11 protein-coding genes are annotated in these 13,319 nt (G+C 51.7%); 8 read left to right on the forward strand and 3 right to left on the reverse strand.

Annotation, left to right across the window (positions count from 1 at the left end; all coding sequences use genetic code 11):
* Positions 1 to 46 precede the first annotated feature (46 nt).
* Positions 47 to 2,053: an EAL domain-containing protein gene (locus tag ACTL32_RS00080; protein ID WP_441339558.1), complete on the reverse strand. Its 2,007-nt coding sequence runs from the start codon at positions 2,051 to 2,053 to the stop codon at positions 47 to 49.
* Between the two features lie 173 nt (positions 2,054 to 2,226).
* Here ACTL32_RS00080 and ACTL32_RS00085 point away from each other — a divergent pair, with 173 nt between their 5' ends.
* The 5 genes from ACTL32_RS00085 (at position 2,227) to ACTL32_RS00105 (ending at position 8,523) form a co-directional block, all read left to right on the forward strand.
* Complete coding sequence (locus ACTL32_RS00085) at positions 2,227 to 2,781, forward strand: copper resistance CopC family protein (RefSeq protein ID WP_441339559.1); 555 nt, start codon at positions 2,227 to 2,229, stop codon at positions 2,779 to 2,781.
* Complete coding sequence (locus ACTL32_RS00090) at positions 2,778 to 3,839, forward strand: copper resistance D family protein (protein WP_441339560.1); 1,062 nt, start codon at positions 2,778 to 2,780, stop codon at positions 3,837 to 3,839. Before ACTL32_RS00085 ends, ACTL32_RS00090 begins: the two co-directional genes overlap by 4 nt.
* 59 nt (positions 3,840 to 3,898) lie before the next feature.
* Entirely contained in the window at positions 3,899 to 4,834 is a 936-nt protein-coding gene (locus ACTL32_RS00095; protein ID WP_441339561.1) for a DMT family transporter, read from the forward strand.
* Between the two features lie 145 nt (positions 4,835 to 4,979).
* Positions 4,980 to 6,707, forward strand: coding sequence for an ABC transporter ATP-binding protein (locus ACTL32_RS00100; RefSeq protein WP_441339562.1), 1,728 nt, complete (start codon positions 4,980 to 4,982; stop codon positions 6,705 to 6,707).
* Entirely contained in the window at positions 6,700 to 8,523 is a 1,824-nt protein-coding gene (locus ACTL32_RS00105; RefSeq protein WP_441339563.1) for an ABC transporter ATP-binding protein, read from the forward strand. Before ACTL32_RS00100 ends, ACTL32_RS00105 begins: the two co-directional genes overlap by 8 nt.
* A 431-nt stretch (positions 8,524 to 8,954) precedes the next feature.
* Here ACTL32_RS00105 and ACTL32_RS00110 read toward each other — a convergent pair whose 3' ends face one another.
* The gene (locus tag ACTL32_RS00110) at positions 8,955 to 10,004 is read right to left on the reverse strand and encodes an acyltransferase family protein (RefSeq protein ID WP_441339564.1); all 1,050 of its coding nucleotides are present in this window, start codon (positions 10,002 to 10,004) and stop codon (positions 8,955 to 8,957) included.
* 143 nt (positions 10,005 to 10,147) lie between these two features.
* Between ACTL32_RS00110 and ACTL32_RS00115 the strand changes: the two genes are divergently transcribed.
* Complete coding sequence (locus tag ACTL32_RS00115) at positions 10,148 to 11,005, forward strand: GNAT family N-acetyltransferase (RefSeq protein WP_441339565.1); 858 nt, start codon at positions 10,148 to 10,150, stop codon at positions 11,003 to 11,005.
* A 59-nt stretch (positions 11,006 to 11,064) separates the two neighbouring features.
* Here the strand turns inward: ACTL32_RS00115 and ACTL32_RS00120 are convergent, their stop codons facing one another.
* Complete coding sequence (locus ACTL32_RS00120) at positions 11,065 to 11,574, reverse strand: YusW family protein (RefSeq protein ID WP_441339566.1); 510 nt, start codon at positions 11,572 to 11,574, stop codon at positions 11,065 to 11,067.
* 144 nt (positions 11,575 to 11,718) lie between these two features.
* Between ACTL32_RS00120 and kynA the strand changes: the two genes are divergently transcribed.
* A complete protein-coding gene (gene kynA / locus ACTL32_RS00125; protein ID WP_441339567.1) occupies positions 11,719 to 12,573 on the forward strand; it encodes a tryptophan 2,3-dioxygenase in 855 nt (284 codons plus the stop codon).
* A gap of 11 nt (positions 12,574 to 12,584) precedes the next feature.
* Entirely contained in the window at positions 12,585 to 13,298 is a 714-nt protein-coding gene (locus ACTL32_RS00130) for a glycerophosphodiester phosphodiesterase (RefSeq protein ID WP_441339568.1), read from the forward strand.
* The last annotated feature ends 21 nt before the right edge of the window (positions 13,299 to 13,319 follow it).

A 13,319-nucleotide genomic window follows, 5' to 3' on the forward strand; every position in this document is an offset into this window, starting at 1 on the left:
TAGCTCTAAAGGGGCCGAGAGCCTGAACGGCCGTTTCCGCTTTTCTTTATTTCATCCATTTTTCCAAGTCGGCGGCTTCCATCGGGTAGCCGGAAATATAGCCTTGGATCATGTCGCATTCCATGGCGCGCAGCAGTTCAAGCTGTTCGTTGGTCTCAACGCCCTCAGCTGTGACTCTCAAGTCGAGGCTCTTGCCGAACTGAATCATGCCTTTAATCAATTTCTGCATTTTTTCCTGCTTGGTGATCGATTTGATGATCGAGCGGTCGATTTTCAAGTTCTTGATCGGCAGCATCAGCATATAGCGGAATGCCGCATAGCCTGTGCCGAAATCGTCCAAGGTGAAGTTGATGCCGGCCTGGTTCAGCTGTTGCATTTGCTTGACGATCGAGCGTTCCGATTCCGCTTCAAGCGCAAAACGTTCGGTGATTTCGATTGTCAGGTTTTTCGGATCGCAGCCGTTGGTCTGAATCTGCTCCAGGAACGCCTTCGCCATGTCTTTGTCCCGGAACTCGCGGATCGATGTATTGATGCTGACATTGATATCGAGTCCGCGCGAATGCCAGTCTTTCAGCTGTGCACAGACGGTTTCCAAAACGTATAAACCGATTTCATGAATCATGCCGTTTTCTTCGGCAATCGGAATCAGCTCATCGGGCGTGACAATTCCGATTTCGGAATCCTCCCAGCGCACCAATGCTTCGACGCCGTCCATCTTGCCGGTCTTCAAGTCAATCTGCGGCTGGTAAAGGAGGCGCAGGTTGTGGCGGTCCAGTGCATGGATCAGCCGTTTCTCGATCATGGATTTGCGGTTCAGGCGCTCATGGTCATCTGCCGTAAGGACAGAGATGGCGCTGCCGCCGCGCTCTTTCACTTTTTTGATCGTCGCGTGCGATGCTTTGATCAGATGCACGAACGATTGTTGGTCTTCCGGATAGCGCGTGATAGCGCCGCTAATGGTCATCGGGATGGCCGTGCCTTGAATATAGATCGGGTGCTGCTGCAAATAATGCATGAACCCTTCGATGAACCAGTTGCTGAGCGGCGTCACCAAAGCGAATTCATGCAATCCGGCACGGGTGATGATCGTATCCGAGAAATACATGCGGAGCCGTTTTGTGAATTCGATGAGCAATTCATTTTCCGTATCGGTGTCAGAGACATCGCGCAATGTGTAGAAACGGTCGATATCCAAAAACACGAACGAAAAATTCTTTTTTTCCTCAATGAATTCATTGACAATCTGTTCCAGACGGTGCCGGTTCTCAAGACCCGTGACCGGATCGACGAACGCGATTTCTTCCAGATGGTGCTGGGCTTTCTTGGCAGCTGTAATATCCTTTTCAAGGAATATGTAATAATTTTCGTCGCCTTTGATTTCCATAGGGATTGCAGTCAAGTCGACCCAGTATTCTTCACCGTCTTTTTTCACTTTTTTGGTCTGCCCGTTCCAGACTTTGCCGCTTTTTAAAGTGCTGATCAGTGTCTCGACAAACCGGGCGTCTTCAGGGTCTTCGCTGAACATTTGCCAAATCGGCTTGCCTAAGATCCGCTTCGGTGTCCATTTGCTCAATTTCAAAAACAATGGATTAGCATACGTAATGAGAAATTCCTCATCAAAATACAGCAGCATGAACGAATCGTCCAAGCCGCTCCGCAGGCTGTTCAGTTCCCGGCTCGCTGAGCCTTCTTCATCCGCATCATCCACTTCGAAAATTGACATGACATATTGGCCGCCGTCAGCCGCAAACGCCTTGGTGACAATTGTCGTATATGTCCGTGTTCCGTTTCCTAAACCGACTTCCACATCCTCAAAGCGGATGGGGTCTTTGCTATGTAAGACGGTTTCCCACGGGTGCTTGTAGAAAGCCGCTTTTTCAGGATTCATATAAGGATACAACTGGCCCTTGATCGTATCTGTCTGAAGTTGAAAAACACGTTCTGCATGGCGGTTGCACCACACAACAAGTCCGTCTTTGTCCATGATGATGATGGGAAAAGGGATATGGTTAAAAACGAGATTATCTGATAGTAGTTCTTGCAATTCACTCATTCCATGACGCTCCTTCTCCGTAGGCTACCTTCATTATAAAGAAGAAAAGGACTATCGTCATCCTTTTCAAAATATTCCAGCCGATTATTTTATGAAACAATCACTATGCTTATTTTAACAAGCATGAGAGAATGGTGGAAGAAAAAATGAAAAAAATGATAAATGAGGTAAGAATGATGAAAAAAATAATGATGCTTCTTGTGCTTTTTCTTGTGCTGACGCCGTTCGCGGCGCACGCCCATACAGCTTTGACCGATTCCAATCCGGCTTCCGGCGAAACCTTGGCCGAGCAGCCCGGGCAAATCGAATTGGTGTTCAATACGGATATTGAAGAAGGCAGCTCCATGGCCCTCCAAGGTCCTAACGGAGCGGTGGAAGTCGCTGATTTGTCGCTGAATGGAAACATGATGTTCGGCTCAGTGGCAACCAATTTAGAAAACGGTTCCTACACGATTTCCTGGAAAATTATTGGAGCAGATGGCCATCCGATTGAAGGGGAAGTGCCGTTCAGCGTCGAAATCGCCACGGAAGCTGTAGAAGAGCCTGCAGAAGAACCTGCTGCCGCAGAGCCCTCGGCAGAACCGGCGGCAACCGAAAAGCAAGCCGGAATTGAAGGGGCGGCTGCTGAAAGCGGAGAAGAAAACGGCTTTTTGACGATCGGCATTGTGTTGCTGCTGGTGATTTTAGCAGGTGCGTCCATTCTTCTACTGGTTAAGAGAAAGCGATGATCTGGTTTACGGTCATTTCCGATATTCTGCTTTATCTAGCGTTCGCTTTTGCGGCAGGCGCCATCGCATTGAAATTCGTCCCGGAAAGCCATAAGCCCGTTCTTGCGGAATCCCGCCTTCTGTTAGTGGCCAGCGTAGCGGGCATCGCTGTGTTCTCGGCGGCGCCCGTTATTGAACTGGCCCTTTTCCTGGAGAACGGCGAAGGGTTCTTCAAATCATTTGCCGGCACGCTGCTCGATTACCGCGTCGGCAATGGCTGGGTCATTACCGTCTTGTTTTCTGTATTGCTTGGCGTTACTTTATATTATAATGGTTCAAAACAGATGGCCGCGGGATATGCCGGCTTGCTGATCCTGGCAGTCGGATTTTACAGCCACGTGTCGACGGTCAACCTTTGGGGTGGTTTTGTAAGCCACTCCATCCATTTCCTGGCGCTGTCCTTGTGGGGCGGTATCCTGCTGCATGTGGCTTGGTTCGCCAAAGCAACGCCGAACTGGGGCCGGTTCCTTGATTGGTTCACGCCATTTGCCTTTGGCTGTGTCGGCATTCTGCTCGCAAGCGGGGTGGTGATCATGCTGTTTTTTGTGGATCTGGCGGATTACACAAGTTCCTGGGCACTGCCTTACGGGCAGTGGCTGCTGTTGAAACACCTAAGCATCCTGCCGCTTCTTGCGGCGGCGATGGCGAACGGGCTGCTCAACAAACGGCGCCTCTACGAACGGGCTTGGCTGCGGTCGGAAAGCTTGCTGCTCCTTCTCACGCTTGCTCTGACAGCGTTCATGAGCAAGGAAGCCCCACCGCATAATATCAATGAAACCTTCCGGTCCGAAGGGGCCGCGCCGCTGCTCGAGGGGCTGAAAGGTCCGCAATATTATCCAATTGAAGCCGCATTCGCTGTCTCCGTCAACGGCCTCTTGCTGCTAATGGTCAGCATGGTCTGCCTCGGGCTGATAATCCTAGGGTTCAAGCGGAACCTGTCCGGCTGGTTTTCCGTCCTGTTGGGCATTGGGTTCATTTTTTCCGCGTATGCCGGCCTGATGATGAACACCGTTTTTTAGAATAAAACCAAAAGCCAATCTTCCGGGATTGGTTTTTCATTTGAAAGGGGAAGGTCTGGATGAACCGTTTAAAAGGAATTGCCATGATACTGATCGGGGCGATGCTCTGGGGTGCAACCGGACCGATGATGGAGCGGCTGATGGAGGATTACGGACTCACCGCTTCTTTCATCTCGACGCTGCGGCTGATTTTGGCAGGTACGCTGCTGCTCGGTTTCCTGAAGCTGAAAGGTGTGAAAGTCACATCGATTTTCAAAGGGAAAACGTGGATCCCGCAGCTCCTGCTGTTCTCGGTATTCGGCATGTTGGGCGTCCAGCTCACCTTTGTATCGGCGATTGAAGCAAGTGATGCGGTAGTGGCCACATTGCTGCAATTTTTGGGGCCGGTCTATATTATCTTATTCGTATCTTTGAGGCAGAAGAAAATGCCGCCGGCGTATCAGGTGATTGGAATGGCCGGGACATTGGTCGGACTCTTCCTGCTTTTGACGAACGGAAAGCCTGACGAATTGACGATCAGCGGGGAAGCGCTGTTCTGGGGGATCCTGGTCGGGTTGACCTTTTCTTTTTATACGCTGTTTCCTGCGCGGCTCATGCAGGAATGGGGCGTGCTGCTTGTGGTCGGGTGGTCGATGCTTATCGGCGGACTTTCCTTGGGGATTGCCAAGCCGGTCTTTCTGTCTAAAGAATGGGGAAAGCTGGCTGACCCGAGTGCACTCGGTTTGTTTTTAGCGATTGTCATCGGAGGCACTGTGGCATTCATCCTCTTCCTGAGCAGCATGCGCTTTATCACGCCGGTCGAGACCAGCGTCTTATCGGCGGTTGAACCGTTGACGGCGATGGTCATCTCCGCGCTCTGGTTCCAGCAGCTGCTTGCACCGGTCCAGCTAACCGGCACATTCATCATGCTGATCTTTGTGACATGGCTGTCGCTGGCCGGTAATCTGAAACCGAAAAAACAGCAATCTTTGCAGAAAAATGGCGGCGCTTCATAAAAGCGCCGCTTTTTCCATGCCTGTATTTATTCGGCGGTTGGCGGTTTTCATATTTCTGAGGATAATTGCTGTCTGTCGTCAGAGAATTGTGGCATAATAGTCAACATAAAAGTTCGTGTACCGAAATGTTTAGGAGGCTTTGCGATTGAAAACAGTATTTTCCTATTCCAAATCATATAAATTATTTATCGCCATTGCCTTGTTCCTCATGCTGCTTGAATTGACGGTGGAGCTTCTGCAGCCCCTTGTCATCGCAAAAATCATCGACGATGGCATTATCGCGGGTGACCGGGGGCAAATCGTCGAATACGGCTTTCTGCTGATGGGGCTGTCCGCCATCGCCTTTCTATCAGGCGTGATCAACTCTTATTTCGCTTCGCACGTTTCCCAAAGCTTTTCATTCGACCTTCGAAAAGCCGTTTACGGCCGCATCCAGTCTTTTTCATTGGCGACATTCAATAAATTCCCGGCTTCCGGTTTGATCACCCGGCTGACAAGCGATGTCACCATGGTGCAGACGGTGCTGTTCATGGGTCTTCGCATCATGCTGCGTGCACCGCTCCTGGTTATCGGAAGCATCGCCATGGCGTTTGTCGTAAATGCCGAGCTTGCGGTCTACCTGGTGATCGTCTTTCCGGTCTTGTTGATTTTCCTTTATGTCATGGTGAAACAAGGAGTGAAGTATTTCAGCTTCGTGCAGCAGCGGCTTGACCGCCTGAACCGAATGGTGCAGGAAAATCTCCAAGCTGTACGCCTGATCAAGGCCTATTTGAGAGGGAAATACGAAGCGACCCGGTTCTCGGAAGTGGCCGGCTCGCTGAAAACCGATACGGTCAAAGCTTTCCGCATCATGGAAATCATTTTGCCGGTCCTGCTGTTCGGGATGAACTTGTCGCTATTGGCAGTCCTGTGGTTCGGAGCGGGGCAAATCCGCCAAGGCGGCGCTGAAATCGGCGAATTGGTGGCGATTGTCAATTATGCCATGCGCATGACCGGTGCTTTCTCCATGTTTTCATTCATCATCATGGCGTTTGCGCGGGCAAAAGCTTCATCTGAACGAATTGAAGAAGTGCTGCTTGCAAAAGATGTCCGGGAAAAAGGGGAGAGCGGCGAGACGAGCGTGCTTACGCGCGGAGAAGTGGTTTTCAACAACGTTTCCTTTATCTATCCGGGCACAGACCGTGAAGTGCTCCACAACATTTCGTTCCGGCTCGAGCCGAATGAAAAATTGGCGATCATGGGCGCGACCGGTTCCGGCAAGTCATCGCTTCTGCAGCTCATTCCCCGGTTCTACGATGCTACTGAAGGGAAAGTCCAGATCCACGGCCGGGATGTGAAGGACTGGTCGCTGCGTTCGCTCCGGAAGACGATCGGAATCGTACCGCAGCAATCAATGCTCTTTACCGGCACCATTTCGAACAACCTGTCCTGGGGCAAGGAAGGGGCGGAACAGCCTGAACTGGCCGGCGCCGCTGCCAAAGCGCAGATCCATGAAACCGTCGCACGGTTCCCGAAAGGCTATGAAACCCGCGTTGGGCAAAAAGGGGTCAATTTATCCGGCGGCCAGAAACAGCGCCTGTCGATTGCCCGTGCCCTTGTCAGAAAACCCTCGGTGCTCATTCTCGATGACAGCACGAGTGCCCTAGACGTCAAGACGGAGGCGGCGCTTTGGGAAGAATTAGAAAGGGAACACGCGACGATGCTGATGGTGACGCAGAAAATCCGGACAGCGATGAAAGCGGACCGCATCCTCCTATTGGAAGACGGCCGCATCTCCGCTTACGGCACGCATCAGGAATTGCTGCAAAAGTCAGAGCTTTACCGGCAGATTGCCGAATCCCAGCAGGAACAGGAGGTGGACGAATATGTTTGAAGCCATCCGCAGGCCGTTCGGCTATGAACCGGTCATCACCAAAGAGCAGTTGAAAAGGGAGCCGGATAAAAAGACGGAGCGCGCCAACAATTGGCAGTCCACGCTTCTGCGCATCTGGAAACTGGTCGATGAACACCGCTTCCTGCTGGTGACCGTGCTGTCGCTCGTTTTCATCAGTTCAGCGCTTGCGCTGCTCGGTCCGTATTTAATCGGCTACATCATTGACGAATTCATCGTGCCGCAGAGTTTCAGCGGAATGGGAGCCATCGTGCTCTGGCTGATTTTGGTCTATGTCGGGCATTCCGTATCGCTTTATCTACAGAACTACTGGATGGTCGGCATCGCCCAGCAAGTGGTCTACCGCATGCGGACCGGCTTGTTCGAGCATCTTCAGCGCCTGCCGGTGGCGTTCTTCGACAAACGTCAGCACGGCGAATTGATGAGCCGCATGACCAACGATATCGAAAACGTCTCCACCACATTGAACAGCTCATTTATCCAAGTGTTCTCCAGCATTCTGACACTGACGGGCACCGTCGTTGTCATGCTGTGGCTGAGCCCGCTGCTCACCGTCTTGACGCTGGTCATCATTCCGCTCATGTACGTTTCCATGCAATGGATCACGAAGCGGACAGGCCGGCTTTACAAGGAACAGCAGGCAGCGATCGGTGACTTGAACGGCTTTATCGAAGAAACGATTTCCGGCCAGAAAATCGTCAAGGCCTTTTCCCAGGAACCGCGCGTCATGGACGAGTTCCTTGTGAAAAGCGAGCGCCTCCGCCGGACAGGCTTTTGGGCCTGGACCTATTCCGGCTTTATCCCGAAAGTGATGAACTTCCTGAACAATGCGAGCTTCGCAATTGTCGCAGGCGTCGGCGGGATCCTTGCACTGAACGGCTCGATCTCCATCGGGGTCATCGTCATTTTCACCGAGTACGCCCGCCAGTTTACGCGTCCGCTGAATGACCTTGCCAACCAGTTCAACACGGTCCTTTCTGCGATCGCCGGTGCCGAGCGGGTTTTCGCCATCATGGGGGAGCCGGAAGAAAAAGATGATACAGCTGCAAATGCAGACAAGGAGCTGCAAGGGTTGGTTGAATTCGATAACGTTTCGTTTAAATACGAAGGCGCTGAAGAAGACTGGACCATCCGCAATGTCAGCTTCACCGTAGGTATAGGCCAGACGGCGGCACTCGTCGGCGCAACCGGCGCAGGCAAGACGACCATCATGCAATTGCTGGCCCGTTTCTATGATGCTGCCGAAGGGCAGATCCGGCTCGATGGCACGCCAATCGAAGCGATGCCGCGCGAAACCTTGCGCAGCCAGATTGCTTTCGTACTGCAGGATCCTTTCCTGTTCGAAGCGACGGTCCGGGAAAACATCCGCTACGGCCAGCTAGATGCCACCGATGAGGAAGTGGTGGAAGCCGCCCGGAAAGCGAATGCCCATGACTTTATCGTGAAACTGCCGAACGGCTACGACACCGTGTTGAAAGGCGACGGCTCCATGATTAGCCAAGGACAGAAGCAATTGCTGTCGATCGCCCGGGCGCTGATCGCTGATCCCGCCATCCTGCTTCTCGACGAAGCGACCAGCAGCATCGACACGGTGACCGAGCTGAAAATCCAGGAAGCGCTGGAGAGGCTGATGAAAGGCCGGACCAGTTTCGTCATTGCCCACCGCTTGAACACCGTAAGGCAGGCGGATCTCGTGCTCGTCATGGAAATGGGCGAGCTCGTCGAATTCGGCAAGCAGGAAGCCTTGATCAAAAGCGGCGGCAAGTACGCAAAAATGCTGTCAGAAGCGAAATTGTGAAAATAAAAGGGACTGTCTGAAAAGCCCAAAACGAAAGGCCAGAAGAGAAAAAGCAATGCTTTTTCTCTTCTGGCCTTTTTCTTATTCTATAACGGCTGATGGGAATGGAGGCGGCGAGTGCAAATATTGTGCTCCTGTCCCTGCATCGCTGCGCTAGCTTCGGGACATGAAAAACCGTTGCAGTGCTACGCACTTCGTCGCAAAGCCAATGACCGAACTACCTTCGTTCATTGGCTTTCCAGCGGGGCAGCGTAGCGACGAAGTGCCGAAATCCACTCGGACGTCAGTCAATGCTTGACCGAAGCTTGCGAGGCCAAGTATTTGCGACGAGCTTGCGCAGGAGCACAGGTTCTTAGTTAGTTCGGCGCAAGCCCGCGGAAAGCGTCCGCCGCAATGGACAGCAGCCGTTTTGGGCAGTCCCTTTTTTGGGGTTAATTCGTCTGCATCGGCCGTCTCGGCTTGAAGCGGCCGATCAGGATTTCGCCGAGCGGAATTGTTTTCGGGATCAATATCGACAACAGGATTGGTGCAAAAAGTCCGATGAACAGGTACGTGAACAAATTGTACGTCAGGAAATCCCGGACCAGGAAGCCGAAGAAGATGTGCAGGTACATGATGGAAATCGAATGCTTTTCGATTTTTTCGAACCACGGCAGCCGCTGGACGGCCGTCAGTTTCTGGAACAGCCCGACAACAACGATAGTCATGGCCAGCGGAATCACCAGATCCAGGACGAAATGTTCGTAGCGCAGGAATTTCAAGCTTAAGTGATAGTCGATCAGCCCGGCTCTATCGGCTTTCATTGCTGCTAAGACAGCTGCGGCCGAAATAAAAATGGCCGCTTTCGGGATGTTCATCCAGAACGCTTTCAAATAATAGCCGATGGCGAAATAGACAACTGCAATCAGCACCACATCGAGGTTCCAGATCATCGGAATCTGAGCGGAAGCGGCATCCGGTTCAGCTGCCAGGCTCATGGCAAACGATCCTTCGATCTGGGCCAGCGTGTAGCATCCGGCCAATACGGCGAATTGAATCCACTTTTTCAGACGGGTGATCCATAGAAACAGCAGGAACGTCGCAAACATGACCGTGACGAACCAGAAGACGCCGTGTTCACCGCGCAGGAACCGTCCGCCGACTGTCAGCTCGATGAGGTCCTGCCGCAGGAAAGCGGCGGTGAAAGTGCCGTCGCCGATCATCATGCCGTATTTGAAAAACGTCAGCAGCAGCAGGAAAAACAAGTACGGCACCATCAGCTGCATAAAGCGCTTATGGATGGCGGGTTTCAGTTTGGCATTGTCCAAAATCGGCTTGAAGAACAGGCCGCTCAATAAAAAGAATGCCGGCATATGGAACCAATAGATATATTTGATAAGGGGGAAATCAAATGCCATCGGACCGGCATAATGCCCGATGACCACGAGGATCATTAAAAATCCTTTTGTTGCATCCACCCATGTTAAGCGTTCTTTAGCCACAGCGTTGACCTCCGGAAAAATAGTATCGACTTAGTATAGCCCAGAAGGAGCCGCTGTAAACCGTTGATACACAACCGTAAAAGTTCGTTTATTTCTGTAATCTTGTGATACGATAAATTCAATAAAGGAAAGGATGGTGGAAAATGGACATATCGTTGTCTTTAGAGTCATTTCCGCTTGCTGCTTCAACGGTCACTGACATGGAGGCATTGCTGGGTTTATTTCAAACAGATTACAGCAATGTACTGCATGAACCGCTGTGGACCCGGCCGGATTCTCGGGGATTCGCCGTCATGGCATATACGGAGGAAGACCAATTGATCGGTTTCGCCGTTTCTGCTGATATGGTCGGCCTGCATCAATACGAATGGTCGGTGCTTGTGCATCCCGATTTCCGCCGCTTGTCGATCGGCAGCGCGCTTGCAGATGGCATCCGGCATGGCCATAGCCAGCGCCAGGCAGAAGGGGACTTGGCCGCATTCATTGAAAATCCTGAAGCGGAAACCTTCCTGGGAAAACTCGGCTATGAACCGACATTTTCAGAAATCCTCCTCGGTGTCGAACCGCTGGAGCATTTTGAACTTCCGAATGGCGTCGAGATCAATCCTTACAGCGGCGAGCGCGAAGCGTTGGAAAAGCTGCTGGCTGCGGCGTTTGATGAAGAAATCTTGCCTGTACTTGCCTTTAACCTCGAGGAGGAATGCAGGGACGTCTGGGTAATGAAATCAAACGGTGCGCTGGCCGCTACTATGACCCTTCTTGAAGAAGGCGATAATCTATGGGTGAACGCTTTTGCGGTAAGCCCTCACCTGCAAGGCCAAGGGTATGGCCAGGCATTCCTGCGCTGGAGCCGGCATCAGGCACTCCTCCGGAATAAAAAACAAGTGCTGCTGGATGTGGAAACAGATAACGGCGCATTGCGTGTCTATGAAAAAGCAGGTTTCCAGCCCTTCAGCAAGGTTGAGTATTGGAAACAGCGGTCTGGAAATGAAGAAGGATAAATTGTACAAGGGCTGAACCGGGCTTCTTGGCCATGAAAAAACCGCCCGTAGGCGGCTTGTCATTGGCCAGAAGTCTTGTATTCCTTTTCCGTACCGTCGGGATAACGGACCTCCGCTTCGATGTACTCATATCCTTCTTCAAGGCCGAAAGCTTCAACAATCTGGGTGATGGCTTCCTCGTCAGTCGTGTCGGCAGTCAATTCCAGTTTCTGCAGGGATTGCTCCATTTGCTGCATGGCTTCATCGCCGGACAGGTCGTCTTCCGTGAAGCGGTTTTTGTATTCGGCAAAAATGTTGTCGCGGTCTTCCTCATATTCAATGGAAATAGCATCGTCGAGTTCAGGGTAGCCGGCTTCGACGCTGAGTTCCGTGAAGCCGAATGTCTCGCCGCCGATGCTGTCTTCATCAGTGCCGCCGCCGGGTGAGGCTTCCCCGGTTTTCGGTGCAGGTTCGGTCTGTGATTCATTGCCGACAGGTTCGTTCACTTCGTCGCTTTCGCCGCAGGCGCCAAGCACCAGTACAGAAGAAAAAATCAAGGCAGGCAACAGCCGGGAGTTCTTATGTGCCATACGAGTCATCCTTTCAGCAAAGCTTAGTTTATTATTGTTTTCCCGAATTTCCGACTTTTAATCGGACGAGTCATCACCACTACATTTGAAAGTCAGCCAGACAGATGAGTTCAGTCAAAGCCGAGCAGGAATGGAGCGATACAAATGAATAAATACACAAACGGCCAGAACGTTGCAGCCGCAGGCGAAAAAAACATCCGCACCGATTTTAAGGAAAACATGACTTACGGGGATTATTTGCATCTGGATCAATTATTGACCGCACAGGACGGTATGAGCGGCCACCACGATGAAACTTTGTTTATCATCATCCACCAGGTATCGGAGCTTTGGATGAAGCTGATCCTTCATGAACTGGACTCGGCGATCCGCCATATCAATGCGGATGACCTCCAGCCGGCATTCAAGCAATTGGCGCGGGTCTCGAAAATCCAGTCGCAGATCATCCAGGGATGGGACGTTTTGGCGACAATGACGCCTGCGGAATACATGGAATTCCGGGAGGATCTCGGAAATGCGAGCGGCTTCCAATCTTACCAATACCGCATGATTGAGTTCGCTTTAGGGTATAAAACAAAACATGTACTGAAAATCTACGAGAAAGATCCGGTCTTGCACGAAGAGCTTCTAAAAGCATTCCAAAAACCGGGCCTGTACGATGCCGCGATCCAAAAGCTTGCCAGAAGCGGGTTTGCCATCAATCCGGAAGTGCTTGAACGCGATGTCACCACGGTTTATGAACCGGACGAGTCGGTGAGGGAAGCGTGGATCGCTGTTTACAGGGATGTGGAAACCCACTGGGAGCTTTACCAATTGGCAGAGAAGCTCGTGGATGTCGAGGACTGGCTCCAGCAATGGCGGTTCCGCCACATGAAAACAGTAGAGCGCATCATCGGCTTTAAACAAGGGACTGGCGGCTCATCAGGCGTCAACTATTTGAAAAAAGTGCTCGACCAGTACTTTTTCCCGGAATTATGGTCGATACGGACAGAGATTTAGGAGGCCAACGGATGAAAATTTATGCACACAGGGGATGCTCCGGCACCCATCCTGAAAACACACTTGCCGCTTTTCGTGCGGCAGCGGAATTGCCGGTTTACGGGGTGGAGCTGGACGTCCATTTGACCAAAGACGGAAGAGTGGTGGTCATCCACGACGAAAAAATCAATCGCACGACCAACGGCAAAGGCTATGTCAAAGACATGACACTTGAAGAGCTGCAAAGTTTTGATGCGGGAAGCTGGTTCTCGGAAGAGTGGGCGGGGGAAACCATTCCGACACTCGGCGAAGTGCTCGATATTTTCCAGGAGACGACGCACCGCTTGAATATCGAAATCAAATCCGATGTCTTCCCGTACGACACCCTCGTCGATAAAGTGGCCAATTCGGCAGCAAAACGGGGGATGAGCGACCGGATCCTGATTTCTTCTTTCAATCATGAAGACGTGTTGAAAGCAGTCAGGGAAACGGAAATCGAATCCGCGATTTTGACTTCACAGATTTACGTGGACGTCTATGATTACGCGCGCGTCATTGGTACGAACCGTATCCACGTGTCGCTTCCAGCCGCGTTCCGGCGCATGACTACGGATGCACTGCGAAAAGGAGCAATCGTCTATGTCTATACGGTCAATAACGAGGAATATGCCGAGCAGTTGCAAGGAATCGGCGTACACGGGATATTCACCGATTTCCCGGAGCGCATGATCAATAAATTCCAATAAAAAGAGGCGCCCGCGGGCGCC

Origin of the sequence: Planococcus sp. FY231025, from assembly GCF_052078085.1 — a bacterium.
In the GTDB taxonomy this organism is placed as follows: domain Bacteria; phylum Bacillota; class Bacilli; order Bacillales_A; family Planococcaceae; genus Planococcus.

What these genes read in the sequence shown, in the direction of transcription:
- ACTL32_RS00120 (WP_441339566.1), bottom strand. Translation starts at nt 11,574, where the DNA reads ATGGCACATAAGAACTCCCGGCTGTTGCCTGCCTTGATTTTTTCTTCT.
- ACTL32_RS00080 (WP_441339558.1), bottom strand. Translation starts at nt 2,053, where the DNA reads ATGAGTGAATTGCAAGAACTACTATCAGATAATCTCGTTTTTAACCAT.
- ACTL32_RS00105 (WP_441339563.1), top strand. Translation starts at nt 6,700, where the DNA reads ATGTTTGAAGCCATCCGCAGGCCGTTCGGCTATGAACCGGTCATCACC.
- ACTL32_RS00095 (WP_441339561.1), top strand. Translation starts at nt 3,899, where the DNA reads ATGAACCGTTTAAAAGGAATTGCCATGATACTGATCGGGGCGATGCTC.
- ACTL32_RS00085 (WP_441339559.1), top strand. Translation starts at nt 2,227, where the DNA reads ATGATGAAAAAAATAATGATGCTTCTTGTGCTTTTTCTTGTGCTGACG.
- kynA (WP_441339567.1), top strand. Translation starts at nt 11,719, where the DNA reads ATGAATAAATACACAAACGGCCAGAACGTTGCAGCCGCAGGCGAAAAA.
- ACTL32_RS00115 (WP_441339565.1), top strand. Translation starts at nt 10,148, where the DNA reads ATGGACATATCGTTGTCTTTAGAGTCATTTCCGCTTGCTGCTTCAACG.
- ACTL32_RS00090 (WP_441339560.1), top strand. Translation starts at nt 2,778, where the DNA reads ATGATCTGGTTTACGGTCATTTCCGATATTCTGCTTTATCTAGCGTTC.
- ACTL32_RS00130 (WP_441339568.1), top strand. Translation starts at nt 12,585, where the DNA reads ATGAAAATTTATGCACACAGGGGATGCTCCGGCACCCATCCTGAAAAC.